General features: G+C 34.8%; 23 protein-coding genes and 1 tRNA gene. 22 read left to right on the forward strand and 2 right to left on the reverse strand.

Annotated features, from left to right (window positions below; genetic code table 11):
* Positions 1–2: 2 nt before the first annotated feature.
* The 17 genes from OCL94_RS05365 (at position 3) to OCL94_RS05445 (ending at position 13,326) form a co-directional block, all read left to right on the forward strand.
* Positions 3–926 (forward strand): peptidase U32 family protein, encoded by a 924-nt coding sequence (locus OCL94_RS05365; protein ID WP_262995342.1) that lies wholly within the window; start codon positions 3–5, stop codon positions 924–926.
* 11 nt (positions 927–937) lie between these two features.
* Positions 938–2,197, forward strand: coding sequence for a peptidase U32 family protein (locus tag OCL94_RS05370; protein WP_262995344.1), 1,260 nt, complete (start codon positions 938–940; stop codon positions 2,195–2,197).
* Positions 2,197–2,820 carry a uridine kinase gene (udk, locus tag OCL94_RS05375; RefSeq protein ID WP_262995346.1) on the forward strand — a complete coding sequence of 208 codons (624 nt, stop codon included), beginning with the start codon at positions 2,197–2,199 and terminating at the stop codon, positions 2,818–2,820. Before OCL94_RS05370 ends, udk begins: the two co-directional genes overlap by 1 nt.
* A gap of 19 nt (positions 2,821–2,839) precedes the next feature.
* The gene (gene greA, locus OCL94_RS05380) at positions 2,840–3,316 is read left to right on the forward strand and encodes a transcription elongation factor GreA (protein WP_262995348.1); all 477 of its coding nucleotides are present in this window, start codon (positions 2,840–2,842) and stop codon (positions 3,314–3,316) included.
* A 64-nt stretch (positions 3,317–3,380) separates the two neighbouring features.
* Positions 3,381–4,073, forward strand: coding sequence for a 5'-methylthioadenosine/adenosylhomocysteine nucleosidase (locus OCL94_RS05385; RefSeq protein WP_262995350.1), 693 nt, complete (start codon positions 3,381–3,383; stop codon positions 4,071–4,073).
* A gap of 213 nt (positions 4,074–4,286) precedes the next feature.
* Positions 4,287–4,811, forward strand: a complete 525-nt coding sequence (locus tag OCL94_RS05390) for a YqeG family HAD IIIA-type phosphatase (RefSeq protein WP_262995351.1) — start codon at positions 4,287–4,289, stop codon at positions 4,809–4,811.
* Between the two features lie 239 nt (positions 4,812–5,050).
* A tRNA-Gly gene (locus OCL94_RS05395) sits at positions 5,051–5,121 on the forward strand.
* Between the two features lie 114 nt (positions 5,122–5,235).
* The gene (gene yqeH, locus OCL94_RS05400) at positions 5,236–6,333 is read left to right on the forward strand and encodes a ribosome biogenesis GTPase YqeH (protein ID WP_262995353.1); all 1,098 of its coding nucleotides are present in this window, start codon (positions 5,236–5,238) and stop codon (positions 6,331–6,333) included.
* 13 nt (positions 6,334–6,346) lie between these two features.
* Complete coding sequence (gene aroE / locus OCL94_RS05405; RefSeq protein WP_262995355.1) at positions 6,347–7,144, forward strand: shikimate dehydrogenase; 798 nt, start codon at positions 6,347–6,349, stop codon at positions 7,142–7,144.
* Entirely contained in the window at positions 7,144–7,437 is a 294-nt protein-coding gene (yhbY, locus tag OCL94_RS05410; RefSeq protein ID WP_262995357.1) for a ribosome assembly RNA-binding protein YhbY, read from the forward strand. Before aroE ends, yhbY begins: the two co-directional genes overlap by 1 nt.
* On the forward strand, positions 7,434–8,021 hold the full coding sequence (gene nadD / locus OCL94_RS05415) for a nicotinate-nucleotide adenylyltransferase (protein ID WP_262995359.1): 588 nt from the start codon (positions 7,434–7,436) through the stop codon (positions 8,019–8,021). Before yhbY ends, nadD begins: the two co-directional genes overlap by 4 nt.
* Complete coding sequence (yqeK, locus tag OCL94_RS05420; protein WP_262995361.1) at positions 7,990–8,553, forward strand: bis(5'-nucleosyl)-tetraphosphatase (symmetrical) YqeK; 564 nt, start codon at positions 7,990–7,992, stop codon at positions 8,551–8,553. Before nadD ends, yqeK begins: the two co-directional genes overlap by 32 nt.
* A 19-nt stretch (positions 8,554–8,572) precedes the next feature.
* Positions 8,573–8,926: a ribosome silencing factor gene (gene rsfS, locus OCL94_RS05425; protein WP_262995397.1), complete on the forward strand. Its 354-nt coding sequence runs from the start codon at positions 8,573–8,575 to the stop codon at positions 8,924–8,926.
* A complete protein-coding gene (locus OCL94_RS05430) occupies positions 8,926–9,660 on the forward strand; it encodes a class I SAM-dependent DNA methyltransferase (RefSeq protein WP_262995363.1) in 735 nt (244 codons plus the stop codon). Before rsfS ends, OCL94_RS05430 begins: the two co-directional genes overlap by 1 nt.
* A gap of 67 nt (positions 9,661–9,727) precedes the next feature.
* Positions 9,728–10,417 (forward strand): helix-hairpin-helix domain-containing protein, encoded by a 690-nt coding sequence (locus tag OCL94_RS05435; RefSeq protein WP_262995365.1) that lies wholly within the window; start codon positions 9,728–9,730, stop codon positions 10,415–10,417.
* A 137-nt stretch (positions 10,418–10,554) separates the two neighbouring features.
* A complete protein-coding gene (locus tag OCL94_RS05440) occupies positions 10,555–11,016 on the forward strand; it encodes a ComE operon protein 2 (RefSeq protein ID WP_262995367.1) in 462 nt (153 codons plus the stop codon).
* Positions 11,017–11,031: 15 nt separating this feature from the next.
* Positions 11,032–13,326, forward strand: a complete 2,295-nt coding sequence (locus OCL94_RS05445) for a DNA internalization-related competence protein ComEC/Rec2 (RefSeq protein WP_262995368.1) — start codon at positions 11,032–11,034, stop codon at positions 13,324–13,326.
* Between the two features lie 81 nt (positions 13,327–13,407).
* Here the strand turns inward: OCL94_RS05445 and OCL94_RS05450 are convergent, their stop codons facing one another.
* Complete coding sequence (locus OCL94_RS05450) at positions 13,408–13,545, reverse strand: YqzM family protein (RefSeq protein WP_262995369.1); 138 nt, start codon at positions 13,543–13,545, stop codon at positions 13,408–13,410.
* Positions 13,546–13,639: 94 nt separating this feature from the next.
* Here OCL94_RS05450 and holA point away from each other — a divergent pair, with 94 nt between their 5' ends.
* Positions 13,640–14,611 carry a DNA polymerase III subunit delta gene (gene holA / locus OCL94_RS05455; RefSeq protein ID WP_262995400.1) on the forward strand — a complete coding sequence of 324 codons (972 nt, stop codon included), beginning with the start codon at positions 13,640–13,642 and terminating at the stop codon, positions 14,609–14,611.
* Between the two features lie 43 nt (positions 14,612–14,654).
* Here the strand turns inward: holA and rpsT are convergent, their stop codons facing one another.
* The gene (gene rpsT, locus OCL94_RS05460; protein WP_262995370.1) at positions 14,655–14,903 is read right to left on the reverse strand and encodes a 30S ribosomal protein S20; all 249 of its coding nucleotides are present in this window, start codon (positions 14,901–14,903) and stop codon (positions 14,655–14,657) included.
* Positions 14,904–15,079: 176 nt separating this feature from the next.
* On the opposite strand from rpsT, the gene lepA reads away from it, so the two are divergent.
* The 4 genes from lepA (at position 15,080) to grpE (ending at position 19,736) form a co-directional block, all read left to right on the forward strand.
* Positions 15,080–16,903, forward strand: coding sequence for a translation elongation factor 4 (gene lepA, locus OCL94_RS05465; RefSeq protein ID WP_262995371.1), 1,824 nt, complete (start codon positions 15,080–15,082; stop codon positions 16,901–16,903).
* A 60-nt stretch (positions 16,904–16,963) separates the two neighbouring features.
* Positions 16,964–18,079, forward strand: coding sequence for a radical SAM family heme chaperone HemW (gene hemW / locus OCL94_RS05470; RefSeq protein WP_262995372.1), 1,116 nt, complete (start codon positions 16,964–16,966; stop codon positions 18,077–18,079).
* A 124-nt stretch (positions 18,080–18,203) separates the two neighbouring features.
* Complete coding sequence (gene hrcA, locus OCL94_RS05475; protein WP_262995373.1) at positions 18,204–19,151, forward strand: heat-inducible transcriptional repressor HrcA; 948 nt, start codon at positions 18,204–18,206, stop codon at positions 19,149–19,151.
* A gap of 12 nt (positions 19,152–19,163) precedes the next feature.
* Positions 19,164–19,736, forward strand: a complete 573-nt coding sequence (grpE, locus tag OCL94_RS05480; protein WP_262995374.1) for a nucleotide exchange factor GrpE — start codon at positions 19,164–19,166, stop codon at positions 19,734–19,736.
* The last annotated feature ends 33 nt before the right edge of the window (positions 19,737–19,769 follow it).

A 19,769-nucleotide genomic window follows, 5' to 3' on the forward strand; every position in this document is an offset into this window, starting at 1 on the left:
TTATGACAGAATTATTAGTAACACCAAAGTCGTTATCACATATTAAAGATTTAATTAAAGCAGGTGCTGATGCCTTTGTAATTGGAGAACAACAATTTGGATTGCGTTTAGCAGGTGAATTTAACCGTGAAGATTTAAAAGCTGCCATTGAATTAATCCATGCACATGGTAAAAAAGCGTATGTCGCAGTGAACGGCATTTTTCATAATGAACATCTAGATGCTGTAGAAGATTATATGAAATATTTACATGAAGTTCATCCTGATGCAATTCTGTTTGGCGATCCGGCTATCGTGATGTATGAACGTGAATTAGGTAACTCGATACCCCTTCAATGGAACCAGGAAACATTAGTGACAAACCACTTCCAGGTGAATTACTGGGGTGAACGTGGTGCGAATCGTGCAGTATTAGCACGTGAATTATCGCTTGATGAAGTACTTAATATTAAGGCGCATAGCAACGTTGAGATTGAAGTTCAAGTGCATGGCATGACGTGTATGTTCCAATCGAAGCGTCAATTATTAGGCAATTACTTTATGTATCAGGATAAAGTGATGAAGATTGAGAACCGTGAAATAAAGGATCAAATGTTGTTATATGATGAAGAACGAAATAATAAATATCCAATCTTTGAAGATGGTAACGGTACACATATAATGAGTCCGAACGATATTTGTGTCATTGAAGAGTTAGAGGAGTTAATTGAAGCTGGTATTGATGCTTTCAAGATTGATGGTGTCTTACATTCTGAAGAGTATATTACAACAGTGACTGGTGCATATCGCAAAGCATTAGATTTATATGAAGAAGATGTTGAAGCATACGAAGATGCTAAATTTGATTTGATCGATATGATAGAGGAAATTCAACCGGAACACCGTCCATTAGACCAAGGGTTCTTATTTAAACAAACTGTATATTAAGGAATGATTTGATGAAAACGGAATTAGAAATTAAAAAACCAAAACAAATATTAAAAAAACCTGAGTTATTAGCACCAGCAGGTAACCTAGAAAAGCTTAAAATCGCAGTACATTACGGTGCAGACGCAGTATTCCTTGGTGGACAGGAATACGGTTTGCGTTCAAACGCAGATAATTTCACTATTGAAGAAATTAAAGAAGGCGTAGAATTTGCAAATCAATATGGTGCAAAGATTTACGTTACGACTAATATTATCGCACATGACGAAAATATGGATGGTTTAGAAGATTATTTGATCGCATTAGAAGGTACAGGCGCGACAGGTATTATCGTTGCTGACCCACTTATCATCGAAACATGTAAACGCGTAGCACCACGTTTAGAAATCCATTTATCTACCCAACAATCATTGTCTAACGTTAAAGCTGTTGAGTACTGGAAGTCTGAAGGGTTAGAACGTGTCGTACTGGCACGTGAGACAAGTGCAGAAGAAATTAAAGAAATGAAAGAAAAAATTGATATCGAAATTGAGGCATTTATTCATGGTGCGATGTGTATTGCATACTCAGGTCGTTGTACATTGAGTAACCATATGACAGCACGTGACTCAAATCGTGGTGGATGTTGTCAAAGTTGTCGCTGGGACTATGATTTATTATCAGTCGATGATGGGGAACTGGACGTTGTATATGACGGTGATGCGACACCATTTGCGATGAGCCCGAAAGACTTAAAATTAGTTGAATCAATCCCTAAAATGATTGATATCGGTGTCGATTCATTAAAAATCGAAGGACGTATGAAATCGATTCACTATATTGCAACAGTTGTTTCTGTATACCGAAAAGTGATTGATGCGTATTGTGCAGATCCTGAAAACTTTAAAATTGATCCGGAATGGTTAATTGAATTAGACAAATGTGCAAACCGTGACACTGCAAGTGCGTTCTTTGAAGGTGTGCCAGGATTTGAGGAGCAAATGTTTGGGCATGAACAATCTAAAAAAACTCCTTTCGATTTCTGTGGATTAGTGTTAGACTATTCTGAAGAAACGCAAATTGCAACAATACAACAAAGAAATAACTTTAAACCAGGTCAGGAAGTAGAATTCTTTGGTCCTGAAATTGAAAACTTTAAACAAGTGATTGACGTAATTTACGATGAAGAGGGTATAGCATTAGATGCAGCACGTCATCCACTTCAAATCGTTCAAATTAAAGTTGATCATCCAGTTTACCCAATGAACATGATGAGGAAGGAACTGAACTAATGGCATCTACAACGATCATCGGAATAGCAGGGGGTTCTGGTTCTGGAAAGACATCAGTAACTTCAAAAATACTTAAAAATTTAGAAGGTTATAGCGTCGCTTTAATCGAACAAGATTATTATTATAAAGATCAGGCACATTTAAGTTTTGATGAGCGTTTAAAAACGAATTATGACCATCCACTAGCGTTCGATAATGATTTATTAATTCAAAATTTAATTGATTTGCGTAACGGTGAAACGGTAAAAGTGCCGACGTATGATTATACAAAACATACGAGAAGCGAGAAAACGATTACATTTGAGCCGAAAGATGTTATTATAGTAGAAGGCATTTTTGCTTTAGAGAATGAAACGCTTCGTGATTTAATGGATGTTAAGATTTATGTAGATACAGATGCAGATCTTCGTATTTTAAGAAGGCTTGTTAGAGATATAGAACAACGTGGACGTACGATGGAGTCAGTTATTGATCAGTACTTAACGGTTGTTCGACCGATGCATAATCAATTCATTGAACCAACGAAACGATACGCTGACATTATTATTCCTGAAGGTGGAAGTAATGCAGTAGCGATCGATATTATGACAACAAAAATACAATCATTAATTCGCGTGAATTAGTAGAAAGAAGGATTTATCCATGGAAATGCAAAAAGAATACCCAATGACAAAAGAAGGCTTTGAAAAATTAGAAGTTGAATTAGAACATTTAAAAACTGTACGTCGTCCAGAAGTAGTAGAAAAAATTAAAGTTGCACGTAGTTTCGGTGATCTTTCAGAGAACTCAGAATACGATGCAGCAAAAGACGAGCAAGGATTCGTTGAACAAGAAATTACAAAAATCGAAATGATGTTACGTCATGCCGTTATTATTGAAGACGACGGTTCTAAATCAGAAGTTCAATTAGGAAGAACAGTGACATTTACTGAAATTCCAGGTAATGAAGAAGAATCATATAAAATCGTAGGTTCTGCAGAGGCTGATCCTTTCGAAGGTAAGATTTCAAATGAATCACCAATCGCGAAAGCGTTATTAGGAAAAAAAGTTGGCGATGAAATTAACGTACCATTACCAAATGGTAATGAAATGCGTGTTAAAATCGTAGAAATCAGCTAATATAAAATAGTGATAATTTAAAAGTAGATCTTAATGATCTGCTTTTTATTTAGGAGGAATATAAATGATTGGAATTATCGGTGCAATGCAGGAAGAAATAGAAATTTTAAAAAACGACATGGTTGATTTAGTGACAGAACAACAAGCGCATGTTGAAATTTATAAAGGTCGTTTATATGGGCAGGATGTAGTATTAATGCAAAGCGGTATTGGTAAAGTGAATGCTGCGATATGTACAACATTATTAATTAAAGAATATAATCCTGAGATGATTATTAATACAGGTAGTGCGGGTGGTTTAGGCGCTGAACTATCCGTAGGCGATATCGTAGTGAGTCAGAGCGTATTACATCATGATGTCGTAGCGACAGCATTCGGCTATGCATTAGGGCAAGTTCCTGGTATGCCGGAACGATACGATGCAGACGTTAAATTGATTGAAGTTGCTGAACAGGCAATAAAAGAAAATGATTTAACAGCGCATATCGGCTTAATTGTATCAGGGGACAGTTTCATCGGTTCTGCTGAACAAAAACAAGCCATTTTAACACATTTTAATGAAAGTTTAGCTGTTGAAATGGAAGCTGCTGCAGTTGCACAAACATGTTATCAGTTTAATGTACCATTTATTATTACGCGTGCGATTTCTGATTTAGCAAACGGTGAAGCGGGCATAACATTCGATGAGTTTTTAAAAGTTGCTTGCGTATCAAGTTCTAAAATTGTAAAATCAGTATTAGAGACATTACCTGCTTAAAGGGATAGGAGGGCGCATTGATGATTTTTATTATGGCTTTATCTGTGATTGCAACAGCAATTATCGGGTTTTTAATTTACACTGGTACTGAAGTAGATTACGCTCCAAATCAAGAAATCGAATAGTGATATAAACCCCAGTCCATCATGGATTGGGGTTATTGATTGTATGAATGGGGTAATAGAGTAATAACACATTATTTTGAGGTGACATATGGGAATGATTCAAAAGTATTTATTACCAAGTAAGTATGCAAAATCAATATTTGAGATTACACCAGAAGAATTGTCTGGTCGTGGCGTGAAAGCTATTATTACTGATTTAGATAACACATTAGTCGGTTGGGATGTTGCACTTGCTACGCCTGAAGTGATTCAATGGTTTAACAGTATGAAAGAACACAATATTAAAGTAACGATTGTATCCAATAATAATCAGGCACGTGTTGCAACATTTGCGACGCCTTTGGAAGTCGATTATATCTTTAATGCACGTAAACCTATGGGACAATCCTTCAAGAAAGCTTGTGCAGCGATGGGTGTAAAACCAGAAGAAACAGTTGTCATTGGTGATCAAATGATGACAGATGTATTAGCAGCGAATTCAAATGGTTTTTATTCTATTATGGTTGTGCCTGTGAAATCTAATGATGAGTGGAAAACACGTGTTAATCGTATGATAGAACGTAAGTTTTTAGCTTACTTCAAAAAGAAAGGTTTAATAAACTGGGAAAATTAGGGGATAACGTATGTTGTCTCTTTTTTCTTTAACTGAGCAATAGCATTTGGCGTGAATCAAACGAGCAATTGGTACCGAATTTAGGATAATTATGCGTTATCTCAAGCGTAAACGAACAATCGTATATTTTAAAGGATTAATGAATCGATGAAACATTAAAAACAAATGAATAAAAATAATCACGAAGGCTTTACAAAGTATTGATTATTCGTTATTATATTTATACGAATTTAATATATGCGGGTGTAGTTTAGTGGTAAAACCTCAGCCTTCCAAGCTGATGTTGTCGGTTCGATTCCGATCACCCGCTTAAAGAGAGGGTCGTGCATGAACGCACTGCCCTTTTATTTTGTCTTACAATACTTAAAGTGTGTTATGTGCTAGAATAGAAGTATTGATAATTGATATTCAGGAGGAACAATATTTGAGTAATGAAATGAAGTGTATTGGCTGTGGCGCGATTTTGCAATCTACTGATCAATCAAAGCCAGGGTACGTTCCAAATTCAAGTTTAAATAAAGAAGATGTCATCTGTAAACGTTGCTTTAGATTAAAGCATTACAACGAAATTCAAGATGTTCATTTAACAAGTGATGATTTCTTAACAATGTTGAATGCGCTAAGCGATAAAGACGGTATTGTGGTAAACGTTATCGACGTATTTGATTTCCAGGGTTCGTGGATTAATGGTTTAAAGCGTATCGTTGGGAATAAGAAGGTCATTATTGCAGCAAATAAAATGGACTTATTACCGAAACTCATCAACAAACGTCGTGTGAAGCTGTGGATCGAGAAACAAGCAAAAGAACTTGGTATGAAAGCTGATGATGTCGTATTAATCTCAGCCCAAAAGAATCATGGTATTGATGAATTATTAGAAACGATTGAATCACACCGTGAAGGTAAAGATGTTTATGTCATAGGTACTACAAATGTAGGGAAATCAACATTAATCAATAAATTAATCGAGACGAGTGTTGGTGAGAAGAATGTGATTACAACATCACACTTCCCGGGTACGACACTTGATTTAATCGATATTCCGTTAGATGAACATTCTTTCATGTATGATACACCAGGGATTATTCAGGCACATCAAATGACGCATTATGTAAGTGATAAAGAATTAAAAATCATTATGCCGAAAGATGAAATTAAGCCTCGTAACTTCCAATTAAATGAAGGTCAAACATTATTCTTAGGTGGATTAGTACGCGTCGATTATATGACAGGTGGTCGTCGCAGCTTAAACTGTTTCGTATCAAACTTACTAAATATTCATCGCACAAAGCAAGTCAATGCAGAAGATTTATGGCATCGCCAAATCGGTGAATTATTAACACCACCGGGAACGAAAGATTTTGATTTCGGTAATGTAAAGAAAACGACACTATCGATTAAAGACGATAAGCAGGATATAATAATCTCTGGTCTTGGGTTCATTACCGTCGAACAAGGTGCTGTAATTGACGTATATGCACCGAAACAAGTCGATGTATATTTAAGACCTAGTATTTTATAAAGCAGGTGGTGCTATGAACTTTGCAGTCATTGGCCATCCGATTAGTCACTCATTATCTCCAGTCATGCACCATGCGAACTTTAAAGCACTATGGCGTGACGATGAATATTGTGCATTAAATATTGAACCGAAACATTTTCATCATATTAAAGATATCATTGCTGAAAAAGCATTAGATGGATTTAATGTAACAATTCCATTTAAGGTTGATATTATGCAATATTGTGATGAAATCGATACAGCAGCGCAAATGATAGGTGCAGTGAATACTGTACATATTAAAAATGGACAGTGGATTGGCTATAATACAGACGGAATCGGGTATTTATTTAGTATCCAGGAACATTTAAAAGACAATATGAACGTCTTGATATTAGGTGCAGGTGGAGCGAGTCGAGCCATCAGTTATACTCTGGTGCAACATCATCGTGTTACTGTGGCTAATCGAACAGTTTCACGCGTGCAATCATGGCCTTTCGAAGTAGCGTGCAAAACTTATGACCAGCTGGATGACTTATCTGTTTATGATTTAGTCATTAATACTACACCAGTCGGTATGACTGGTTATGAAGATACGTCATTAATTGCATGTGACCAGTTGAAAGCAAGTTGTATCGTAAGTGATATTATTTATACACCAGAAACTACAGCTTTACTTAAAGATGCACAACAGCATCAATTAAATACTATAAATGGATTAGGTATGTTTGTAATGCAAGGTGCCAGAAGTTTTGAAATTTGGACAGGGCAAGTGGCAAATGTTCAAGCGATGACCGAAGCAGTTACAACAGCCTTGAAAGGAAGAAAATAATGTTAACAGGTAAACAAAAGAGGTTTTTAAGAGCAGAAGCCCATCATTTAAATCCAATTTTCCAGATTGGTAAAGGTGGCATTAACGATCATTTAATTGAACAATTAAATGATGTGTTAGAAAAACGTGAACTCATTAAAGTGAGCGTGTTGCAAAATAATGATGATGATAAACAAGAACTAGCTGAAACAATTGCACGTCGTGTGTACGGGGAACTTGTGCAAGTGATAGGATCTACGATTATTTTATACAAACCTTCAGTCAACAATAAGAAGATTGAATTACCACGATGAAAATCATCGTATATGGCGGATCATTTGACCCTATCCATATTGGTCACTTAACGGTGGCAAACGAAGTGTATGAGCAAGAACGACCAGATCTATTTCTATTTATTCCGACAGGTCATAGTCCATTAAAGCAAACAGGTGCGCGTGCTAGTGATGAGGCGAGAGTTGAAATGCTTAAACTGGCAATCCATTATCTTGGATTTGGGTCTGTATATACAGTTGAAATGGAACGCGAAGGTAAAAGTTATACGTATCATACGATGCGATATTTACAAGATAAATATCCTCATGCAGAGCTTTCAATAGTTATCGGCACGGATCAATATATGTCACTCAATCAATGGTTTGAAGTTGAAAAGCTTAAATCAATGGTACGTTTTATCGTTGTGAATCGTGACGTTGAAATGCTTGATTTACCGTCGCCATTTCAACCATTTCAAATTCCGAGAATGGATATTAGTTCAACAATGATTCGTGAACGTATCGCGAATCATAAGACAATTCGTTGTTTTGTGATTGATACGATTGAACGCTTTATTAGAAAGGAACATTTATATGAAACAAAAGAAAGCGAGAAAGCTCGTTGAAGAGAAGTTACCAAAGAAAAGGTATGAACATTCAATACGTGTTGCTGAAACAGCAGTGAAGATGGCAGAAATTTATGATGGTGATAAAGACATCGTTGAAATGGCTGGTATTTTACATGATTATGCGAAATATGATGAATTAAGTGTGTTATACCAGGCTGTGACGCAATACAAATTAGATAATGATTTATTAACGTATAATTCAGAGATTCTGCATGGACCTGTCGCAGCAGCATATATGCAAGATAAACATGATATTGATTCAGAAACATATGATGCGATTTATTATCATACGACAGGTCGTGCGCGTATGGGATTAAATGAAAAGATTATTTTTATCAGCGATTATATTGAGCCAGGACGTACACAACCGGGTGTTGAAGATATTCGTGATATCGTGTTCAAAGAAAAGAATCTTGACAAAGCAATATATGAAATTTCTAAACGCACCGTATTGTATTTAATTGAACATGATAAACCGATTTATCCGAAAACAATTGAATGTTTAAACTATTATAATTTAGAAAAGTAAAATGAAAAGGAATGATGAAATGGAAGCGAAAGCATTATTAGAATTTGCTTTTAACGCTTGTGACAACAAGCGTGCAGAAGATATTATTGGAATTAATGTAGCAAATGTCACAGGAATTACAGATTATTTCGTAATTTGTGAAGGTAATAGTGACCGTCAAGTACAAGCGATTGCCCGTGAAGTAAAAGACGAAGCGCAAAAACATGGTGTTGAAGTGAACCGTTTAGAAGGATTTAACGAAGCCCGCTGGATATTAGTTGATTTAGGGGATGTTGTAGTGCATGTCTTCCATCATGAAGAACGTGATTACTATAATTTAGAAAAATTATATCGTGATCAGGAAATTATCGAATACATGCCGGAGCAAATTTAATGGCATACGGTCAATTTGCATCGATATATGATCAGTTTATGTATGATCAGCCGTATGACAAATGGCTTGAAGTAATAGCGCCTTATTTAAAGGGAAATTTACTCGATTTAGCAACAGGGACAGGTACATTTGTTGAAAAGATACCTCAGTCAGTGAAAGTGACCGGTGTTGATTTAAGTGAGGAAATGCTTGCGATCGCTGCATCTAAACGCAATGATGTGACATTTATTGCGCAAAATATGATGGAACTTGAATTAAATCAGAAGTTTCAAACGATTACTTGTTTGTGTGACAGTCTTAACTATTTGCCAGAACGTAACGATGTCATTACAACATTTCAACGCGTTGCAGAGCATTTAGATGATGATGGTGTTTTTATTTTTGATGTGCATAGTACAGCTAAATTTGAAACGTATTTTGAGAATCAAACATACAGTGATGAACTGGAAGATATGCTATACGTTTGGCATGCGATTCAAGGTGAAGCACCTTATTCAGTTTATCATGACTTAACGTTTTTTATTGAAACACAAGGGCTATATGCGCGTTTTGATGAGCAACATTATCAAAGAACGTTTGCAATTGATGAATATAACGCGATGCTTAATCAGGCAGGTTTAGAAGCAACCTCTATATTTGCTGATTTTAATCCCGATGCAACGATTACCTCAGTAGACTTGCATAACGTTGAACGTGTATTTTTTGTTGTGAAAAAGAAAGAATCATTAAAATAAAATTTAATTTGTGACAAATAAAATAGATTGAGCACTTCTACAGATAATTATGTGGAGGTGTTTTTTTATGGATTTAGATCAAATAAAACAATGGCTCATCAAAAATAAACTGATATTAGGTGTAGTCGCTGTGATACTTTTACTTGTTTGCGTGATTATTACACAAAGGCAGCCTGCCAATCAAGGTGATAAGGAAGCATTACCGATAAGTCAGTTTGCTACTTTAGGTGATAAAAAATCAAAATCAGCAACGCTAGCTTTAGAACAAACAACGCAACAGGAAAGTAAGCCAAAGCAAGAAAAGACTGATGAAGTTAAAGTGGATATTAAAGGAGCAGTGAAGTTTAGTGGCGTATATCCGGCGAAAAATAATCAAGTTGTTGATGAACTTATAAAATTAGCTGTACCCTTAAAAAATGCTGATCTGGATGCAGTGAATTTAGCACAAACCGTCCAGGATGGAATGGTGATTTATATTCCTTATAAAGGTGAAGTAAAAGAAAATAAATATGCGATGTATCAACAAGCTATTCAACGTAGTCAAAGTCCGTTAAAGACAAATCAAAAGGTCATCAACATTAATACGGCAGAACAAAGTGCACTGGAAGAAATACCTGGGATTGGGGAGAAAAAGGCGCAGGATATCATTCATTATAGGGAAACGAATGGAGGATTTAAATCGATTGAAGAAATAAAAGAAATTAAAGGCATAGGGGATAAAACGTTTGAGCATTTAAAAGATTATATTTCGGTGTAATTATGTTATACGAATGATAGCACATTAAATCAATTTGATACGTATTCATTATAATACACAAAACAACTGGAAAATATGCAACTTGAATAAAGTTTGAATAAATATTACAATGAGTTCAAAACGACGTAGGTGATCTCATGGAAAGAATTCAATGGAAAGAGTATTTTATGGCACAATCTCAATTATTAGCTTTACGCTCTACATGTACACGTTTAAGTGTAGGTGCTACGATTGTGAAAGATAATCGTGTTATTGCTGGTGGCTATAACGGTTCTGTTTCGGGTGAAGTGCATTGTATTGATGAAGGATGTTACGTAGAGAATGGACACTGTATCCGTACGATTCATGCTGAAATGAATGCTTTATTGCAATGTGCAAAAATGGGTGTATCAACAGAAGGTGCAGAAATTTATGTAACACATTTCCCGTGTATTCATTGTACGAAATCTATTATTCAGGCGGGTATTAAGAAAATTTACTATGCAAATGATTATAAGAATCATCCGTATGCAGTAGAACTGTTACAAAAAGCAAATATTGAGACTGAAAAGATTGAATTTAATCCAGAGCATGTTGCGGGGTATTTTGAACAAATGTAAAGATTGGAGGCGTATGTGGGTTTTATTGTCGTTTTGCTCATTATTGCAGGCGTATTATGGTCACATTCTATTCTTGCCGCTTTATGTTTAATCATCTTATCCATCGTCATCATTTTTAAGAAACAATATTATAAATGGTGTTTTGTTTTTATGAGTATGTTCTTACTGTCATATTATTTCTATCATACGTATGATTATAAAAGAGAAAGATTGCCGTTTGATTATGAAATTAATCAGTCAGCTGTAACGACTATCAGAATATTGGACGATTATCAAATCGATGGCAATTTATTAACTGGAACGATGACGACACGTGATGGTGAGTTTCAGTTTTTTTATAAAATAAAAAATGAAATTGAGAAACATCAACTGCAAACAAAGCATCTTTCTTTTTTGCAATGTGACGCACAAGTGACGCGGCAACACGTATTACCGAATACTAATTTTTCTGGTTTTCACTTTGATACATTTTTATATCATCATCATAAATGGGGAAGTGTTAAACTTTCAAATGTTAATTGGCAGCAATGTACACCTTCAGAGCTATCATTTATTGAATGGATTAAAGCATATCGAAAGTCTCTCGCGTTAACAATGTCCAGGACAAACATTGAACATACTGGATATTTTATAGCATTAACTTTAGGTGATACGTCTTTCTTAAGTAAGGCAGAAATGGATCGTCTTAAATCGCTGGGCATTTATCATTTGTATGCGATTAGTGGTAGTCATGTTGCACTATTATCAGTTCAATTATTTTATTGTTTACGCAGAATGCATGTACCACTCATACTTTGTACATGTATTCTAATATTTTTATTGCCTTTGTATATGATTTTTACCGGGGGTCAGCCGTCAGTCTTTCGATCGACAATTTTTATTCTGCTCATATTATTGTATCCAAAACGTGTAGTACAAATATCTGACTTATTATCGCTTACATTCATCATTAATTTGTTGTATGAACCTTTTTCAATTTATGATGTTGGCTTTCAATTATCCTATATCATTTGTTATAGTTTTGTGTTCATATTACCGATTTATCGAGAATATTCAAATCTGTTTCAGTTTTTCCTCGTCAATTTTATCTCTCAATTGGTAACGATTCCTATATTGCTCTTTCACTTTAATAATAATTATTTTATCGGACTAATGACAAATTTATTTTTCATTCCGTTGTTTTCGTTTTTTATTTTCCCGGTTTGTACATTTGGATTATTGTTAATGATGTTTAATATTCCGGTGGACTGGATTATTCCGCTCATTAATATAGCTTTTAGCATCAATGAAATGCTTACAACAATTTTTATGCAGTTGCCGAGATTTGAAATGGTTGTCGGACAACAGCATATTTTGCTGTATATATTGCTTTTTATCGTATTAATGTTGGTTTTTAGTACTAAAAAATTAAAACGTGGCATAAGTATTATATTAATGATGCTTTTGATAGTCGTCAGTGGAAAACAAGCGAATGATAGTGTGCACTTTTTAGATATAGGACAAGGGGATGCGATGATACTTGAACTGGAGAATAAAGTAATGATGATTGATACAGGTGGGAAACCGGACTTTAGTGAGCAATGGGAGAAACGACATAATGCACAGACGATTAGTGATAAAGTGACGATCCCATTTTTGAAACATCGTGGGATAAAGAAAGTTGATACATTAATATTAACGCATCCAGATGCAGATCATTTTGGTGAAACATCGTATTTAATACAACAGGATATGATATACAGTATAATATTCAACCCGCGTGCGCATGGCAGTGAAAAATATCAACAAGTGATTCAATTAGCACGAGAAAAACATATACCGTTAATTGATGTGAATCTACTGATTACACATGACGATATGCAATTCGTACAATCCAAAGGTTTAAACAACACAAAAAAATCTTCCTTAAAATTTTTAACTGTTGGACCAACAGGTGAAGAGAACAACGATAGTATTATTGTGTTTTTGGAATATGGTAAAAAGGGACGAAATATTTTATTTTTAGCAGACTTAGGTAAAGATTATGAAGCAGAAATTTTGAAGCAAATCAAAGCGCCTATCGATATTGTGAAAATTGGACATCATGGTAGTCGTACTAGCACGAGTGAAAATTTGTTAGCTCGTCAACCAAAAGTAGGTATAATTTCAGCTGGAAGAAACAATCGATTTCAACATCCTCATAATGAGACGATGGATGCATTACACAATGCAGGTGTACAAGTGCTGAATACACAGACAGAGGGAAGGATAACGATAGATTTAGAGGAGGGAAAAATATTAACGCAATATCAATCGTTAATGAACAAATAAAAAAGCTCAACCAAAATCAAAATTGATTTACGGTTGAGCTTCCAATTTGTTCGGCCCTTAACGCATTAAAAATAGCCTCTCTTATTTCCCAGCGACTAAGTCAAAGATTTGTGCGATGATGTAAATTGTAGCGAATCCACCAAAGCCAAATAAAAATGCAAATCCTGAATCTTGAACGTCATTATTTTTAGATTGTGTGTTTTTCTCGAAATGATTCATTTCTAAAACCCCCTACTTTTGTATCTATTTAAGTATATGATAATGTTCAAAAAAAAGCTATAATGAAATTAAGATTTTAATGTAAGGAGCGCTCATATTGAGTCACATATATTTAGTTCACGGCAGTACAAAACCACTCGTAGAAGATAAAATTCAAAGTATAATCGCACAATTTATTAGCGAACAAGATGATTTTAATTTCAGTCGTTATGATTTACAGGAATCAACTTTTGAAGCGATTGCTGAAGATGCGATGACTTTACCTTTCTTAAGTGATCAAAAAGTAATTTTAGTTAACAATAGTTTTATTTTTACTGGTGAAAAAGTAAAGACACCACATGAAATCAATCTAGATAAAGTGGTCGATTTTTTAGAAAAATTTGATGGGCCTAACATAGTGATCTTTAATGTGTTAAACGATAAATTAGATGAGCGTAAAAAAATCGTTAAACGTATAAAAAAGATGCATACCGTTGAAAAAATTGAACCTTTAGATGAGCAGGGTATGAAGCAGCTTATTAAATCGAACTTTAACCAGCAATTTAAAGATATAAAAGCAGATGCATTAGATGCATTTGTACATTTAACTGGCCTTAACTATAGTAATGTTGTTAAAGAAATGGATAAATTAATGTTATTCATCGGAGAGCAGCCGATTATTACAAAAAAAGATGTAAACGAAGTCGTTAGTCGTAGTTTAGAACAGAATGTCTTTTTATTAACAGATTATATTGCAAAAGGTGATAAAAAAAGCGCCATCACATTATTGAAAGATTTGATTAATATGAAAGAAGAACCGATTAAATTGTTGGCTTTAATTAGTGGACAATATCGCCTTTATTACCAGGTAAAAATATTATCTCAAAAAGGATTTAGTGAAGCACAAATTGCCAAACAAGTAGGCGTGCATCCGTATCGTGTTAAACTGGCTTTACGTAAAGTGAAAGCAATGGATTTAAATCGATTACTCGCAATAATGAAAGATTGTGCTGAAACAGATTATGCATTGAAATCGAGCTACTTAGATAAAGTATTAATATTAGAATTATTCATATTAAAGATTTAATCCATTAAAAAAAGCGACCCGAGGGTCGCTTCATTTATTGTGATTAGTTGTTACGCATAACTTGTGATTTTAAACGGTCAGCTTTGTTAGAGTGGATTAAGTTGCTTTTCGCAGCTTTATCAATCTTTTTAACAGCTACTTGTACTAATTCTGATTTATTGTCAGCGTTGTTTTCAATTGCCGCTTTTGCATTTTTCACAGCAGTACGCATATCATTCTTTTGAGAAATGTTAGCTTGTTGTGCTTTATTGTTAGTTGTAACACGTTTGATTGCAGATTTAATGTTTGGCATAATGTCACCTCCTAGAAATGTCTTGCACTTAAAATAGATATTTTGATTGCAACAAGAAATATTTTATCAAATTCACGCGTTATATGCAATCTATATTTTTAAAACTAATTGAAGAACTGTTTAAGAGTTGTTATAATCAAATATACGTACAATTTAAGAAAGTTGGGCAAATAAACATGAATAATGAACAGCGATTAAGCCGTCAGGAAAGAATTAGAAACTTCTCTATTATCGCACATATCGATCATGGGAAGTCGACATTAGCAGATAGAATATTAGAAAATACAAAATCAGTGGCATCGCGTGAAATGAAGTCGCAGTTACTTGACTCTATGGATTTAGAACGTGAACGCGGCATCACCATTAAACTAAATGCAGTACAACTGAATTATACTGCTAAAGATGGAGAAACGTATATTTTCCATTTAATAGATACGCCAGGACACGTCGATTTTACGTATGAAGTATCGCGTAGTTTAGCAGCATGTGAAGGTGCGATTCTCGTTGTCGATGCGGCGCAAGGTATTGAAGCACAAACACTTGCGAACGTTTACCTTGCTCTAGACAATGATTTAGAATTATTACCAGTAATTAATAAGATTGATTTACCGGCAGCAGAACCAGAACGTGTCCGTCAGGAAATTGAAGACGTGATTGGTTTGGATGCAAGTGAAGCCGTATTAGCTTCAGCGAAAGCAAATATTGGAATCGATGAAATATTAGAACAAATCGTCGAGAAAGTTCCGGCACCAACTGGTGATCCTGAAGCGCCATTAAAAGCGTTAATCTTTGATAGTGCTTTCGATGCGTATCGTGGTGTTATTTCTTCTATTAGAATTATTGATGGAACGGTGAAAGCCGGCGATAAAATTAAAATGATGTCGACAGGTAAAACATTTGAAGTCGTTGAAGTTGGGATTAATACACCGAAACAATTACCGGTTGAGGAATTGACAGTCGGAGATGTAGGATATATCGCTGCTTCTATTAAAAACGTAGCAGATTCTCGTGTAGGGGATACGATTACGTTAGCGAATAACCCGGCACCAGAACCATTACAAGGTTATAAGAAGATGAATCCGATGGTATTCTGCGGAATTTATCCGATAGATACTGGTAAATACAACGATTTACGTGAAGCACTTGAAAAGCTTCAATTAAATGATGCTTCACTTGAATTTGAAGCCGAAACATCTCAAGCGTTAGGCTTTGGTTTCCGTGTTGGTTTCTTAGGTTTATTACATATGGAAATTATTCAGGAACGTATTGAACGTGAGTTCGGTATTGAGTTAATCGCAACGGCACCATCTGTTATATACAAATGTGAAATGACGGATAGAACTGAAGTGATTGTAGATAATCCATCAAAAATGCCGGATCCACAAAAAATTGACAAAATTTATGAACCATATGTAAAAGCAAGTATTATGGTACCGAATGATTACGTAGGTTCTGTTATGGAATTATGCCAAAGAAAACGTGGTAACTTTAAGACGATGGACTATATGGATGATATTCGAGTGAATATTATTTACGAAATTCCGTTATCTGAAGTTGTGTTTGATTTCTTTGATCAGTTAAAATCAAATACAAAAGGCTACGCTTCATTTGATTATGAATTAATCGGCTATCAGGAAAGTCGTTTAGTGAAGATGGATATTTTATTAAATGGAGAAAGTGTCGATGCATTAAGCTTTATCGTGCATAGAGATTTCGCTTATGAACGTGGTAAAGTCATCGTAGAAAAATTAAAAACGTTAATCCCGCGTCAACAATTCGAAGTACCTGTCCAGGCTGCTATTGGTCAAAAGATTATTGCACGAACAAATATCAAATCAATTGGTAAGAACGTCCTTGCAAAATGTTACGGTGGAGATATATCACGTAAACGTAAGTTACTTGAAAAACAAAAAGCAGGTAAAGCGAAGATGAAAGCAGTTGGATCTGTTGAAATCCCGCAAGATGCTTTCTTAGCCGTATTAAAAATGGACGAAGAATAAATTTGGAACACGATTGTATCTTATAAAGAGCAATCGTGTTTTCAATTTGGAGGGACAAACGTGAGAAGTCTATATATTCATATTCCTTTTTGTAATCGTATTTGTACGTATTGTGACTTTAATAAATTTTTAATTAAGAATCAGCCGGTGGATGATTATTTAGACGCGCTAATAAAAGAACTGGATATGATTCCAGAGGATGTCATTTATACCGTTTTTATTGGAGGAGGAACGCCGACAGCATTATCTAACAATCAGTTAGAACGTTTACTTCACTTTGTGACGAACCGATTTGAAATTGCTAGTGAATTTACGGTCGAAGCTAATCCTGATGAACTCACAACTGATAAAATTGCGATTATGAAGCATTTTGGTGTCAATCGTTTATCACTTGGTGTCCAAACGTTCAATAATCGTTTATTAAAGTCTTTAGGTAGGACGCATGTGGAAAGTGATATAAAACGTGCTGTAGATGATGCGAATCGTTTAGGCATTGAATCGGTGAGTATTGATTTAATGTACCATTTGCCCACACAAACATTAGAAGAATGTATGTATGACCTTGAACAAGCGGTTCAACTAGACATTAATCACATTTCTAGTTATTCACTTATATTGGAACCGAAGACTCAATTCTATAATCAATATAAGAAAGGTTTACTTCAAATGCCGGATGAAACGTTGGCTCAGGAAATGTATGAATACACGATGGATTTCTTAGCGAAGCATGGATTTCATCAGTATGAAATTTCGAACTATGCGAAAGGCGACTTTGAATCACTGCATAATAAAGTATACTGGACAAATAATGAGTATTATGGAGCCGGTGCAGGTAGTCACGGGTATGTCAATGGGAAACGGTATTACAATGTTGTGCCTGTACCACATTATATAAAAGCGATGAAAGCAGGCAATGCTGTTAAAGAAGTGATACCCGTCGATAAAGAAGCATCAATGGAAGAATATATGTTTTTAGGATTACGGTTAAATGAAGGGATTAATGTGCTTGATTTCGAACAGCGCTATGGCGTTACTTTTAACGCAGTGTTTGGCACTGTCGTTCAACGTTTGCTAAATGAAGGTCAAATTACTTTTGAAAATAATCAAATAAAGTTGACGAATCAAGGCCGTATGCGTGGTAATGATGTATTTGAAAAGTTCTTATTAACTGTGTAATAACACGGTTTTTAAGAACTTTTTTTGTTTTTATTATTTTTGAGGGTTATATGTTGACATACTTTGACCAATTTGATAAATTGTTATTAGCACTTGAGGTAATAGAGTGCTAACGAGGTGGAATATGCTAACAGATAGACAATTACATTTACTAAACGTAATTGTTGAGGATTTTGTTGATAGTGGATCACCTATCGGTTCTAAGAAACTGATTGAACAACATAATTTAAACGTAAGTCCGGCAACCATCAGAGCGGAAATGAAACGACTTGAAGACCATGGTTTAATTGAAAAGATGCATTCTTCAAGCGGACGTATCCCATCTGAAGCAGGCTACAAATTTTATGTTGAAGCGTTGCAAAAGGAATTTCCTTATGAAGAACATTTCTTTTCAGATCAAACAAACTTTGTTGACTTTAGAATGCTCGCGAAGGAAATTGCGATGGATACACAATATTTATCTATTGCAACGACGACAGAAATCGATAAGCGATCAATTTCACAAATTCATTTGACGTATTTAACACCGACCAATTTGGTATTAATTATTGTCTATGAAAATGGTAATGTTGAACATCAACAAATTTCATGGCAAGTACGTTTAACGAGACAAGAAATTGAGCGTATGAACAATTATTTAAATCAGAATTTACTTGCAATTATTGAAGGTAATATTCACTTTGATGTGAATCATCAAGGATTTAAACAATTGCCATTGACACATTTAAAATCTGAAATTGTCAAGAAAGCACAAACAACATCTCACGCCATTTATTTTGAGGGTAGAGAATATTTGTATGAATTGATTGATCCAGATAATGTGCAAGCAGTAAAAGAAACTTTGAAGTTTATTGATTCTGACAATTTACCTGCAGTGTTGAGTAATTTAGAATCCAATAATATTCAAGTGACTTTAGGTCAGGAAATTGATAAGAACTTACAAGGCATCTCAATTGTAACGACACCGATTCATTTAAATAAAGTGAATGGGAAGATTGCAGTCATTGGACCGACACAAATGAGCTACCGAAAAGTCTTTAATAAATTAGCAAGTATTCATCACTTGTTATAAGGAGGTACTATCTTGTCAGAAACAAATGAAGATAAAAAAGTAGAAGTAGTAAACGAATCAAATGAAACAGTTGAACAAGATGTTACTGATGAAATTGCACCAGAAGCACCTGTAGAAGCAACTGAACAAGAAGAAATTGATGAATTAACTGAAACGAAAAATGCATTAAATGCAGCAGAAGAGAAGTATTTACGACTTTATGCTGAATTTGAAAATTATAAAAAACGCACACGTGCTGAATTAGATACTGAAAGAGCTTATCGTGCGCAAAGTGTATTAAGAGATATCTTACCTGCAGTCGATAATATCGAACGCGCACTCGCCCAAAAAGGTGAAAGTGAAGAATTTAAATCACTACATAAAGGTGTAGAGATGGTTTATGAAAGTTTATTAAGCTCTTTAAAAGACAATGGTCTTGAAGTGATTGAAGCGAAAGACCAACCGTTTGATCCAAATTATCATCAGGCAGTGATGCAGGAAAGTGATCCTGATAAAGCTTCTGGTATCGTATTAGAAGAGCTTCAAAAAGGTTATAAATTAAAAGAGCGCGTATTACGTGCATCAATGGTTAAAGTGAATGAGTAATGCGATTGCATCGTATTATTGTGCTATAGATTT

Source organism: Macrococcus capreoli (assembly GCF_025628935.1).
In the GTDB taxonomy this organism is placed as follows: Bacteria; Bacillota; Bacilli; order Staphylococcales; family Staphylococcaceae; genus Macrococcoides; species Macrococcoides capreoli.

Coding starts and splice junctions, on each gene's coding strand:
- udk (WP_262995346.1), top strand. CDS start 2,197: ATGGCATCTACAACGATCATCGGAATAGCAGGGGGTTCTGGTTCTGGA.
- OCL94_RS05430 (WP_262995363.1), top strand. CDS start 8,926: ATGGCATACGGTCAATTTGCATCGATATATGATCAGTTTATGTATGAT.
- OCL94_RS05385 (WP_262995350.1), top strand. CDS start 3,381: ATGATTGGAATTATCGGTGCAATGCAGGAAGAAATAGAAATTTTAAAA.
- hrcA (WP_262995373.1), top strand. CDS start 18,204: ATGCTAACAGATAGACAATTACATTTACTAAACGTAATTGTTGAGGAT.
- OCL94_RS05435 (WP_262995365.1), top strand. CDS start 9,728: ATGGATTTAGATCAAATAAAACAATGGCTCATCAAAAATAAACTGATA.
- OCL94_RS05370 (WP_262995344.1), top strand. CDS start 938: ATGAAAACGGAATTAGAAATTAAAAAACCAAAACAAATATTAAAAAAA.
- yhbY (WP_262995357.1), top strand. CDS start 7,144: ATGTTAACAGGTAAACAAAAGAGGTTTTTAAGAGCAGAAGCCCATCAT.
- OCL94_RS05390 (WP_262995351.1), top strand. CDS start 4,287: ATGGGAATGATTCAAAAGTATTTATTACCAAGTAAGTATGCAAAATCA.
- nadD (WP_262995359.1), top strand. CDS start 7,434: ATGAAAATCATCGTATATGGCGGATCATTTGACCCTATCCATATTGGT.
- greA (WP_262995348.1), top strand. CDS start 2,840: ATGGAAATGCAAAAAGAATACCCAATGACAAAAGAAGGCTTTGAAAAA.
- rsfS (WP_262995397.1), top strand. CDS start 8,573: ATGGAAGCGAAAGCATTATTAGAATTTGCTTTTAACGCTTGTGACAAC.
- aroE (WP_262995355.1), top strand. CDS start 6,347: ATGAACTTTGCAGTCATTGGCCATCCGATTAGTCACTCATTATCTCCA.
- rpsT (WP_262995370.1), bottom strand. CDS start 14,903: ATGCCAAACATTAAATCTGCAATCAAACGTGTTACAACTAACAATAAA.
- yqeK (WP_262995361.1), top strand. CDS start 7,990: ATGAAACAAAAGAAAGCGAGAAAGCTCGTTGAAGAGAAGTTACCAAAG.
- OCL94_RS05450 (WP_262995369.1), bottom strand. CDS start 13,545: ATGAATCATTTCGAGAAAAACACACAATCTAAAAATAATGACGTTCAA.
- lepA (WP_262995371.1), top strand. CDS start 15,080: ATGAATAATGAACAGCGATTAAGCCGTCAGGAAAGAATTAGAAACTTC.
- OCL94_RS05440 (WP_262995367.1), top strand. CDS start 10,555: ATGGAAAGAATTCAATGGAAAGAGTATTTTATGGCACAATCTCAATTA.
- OCL94_RS05365 (WP_262995342.1), top strand. CDS start 3: ATGACAGAATTATTAGTAACACCAAAGTCGTTATCACATATTAAAGAT.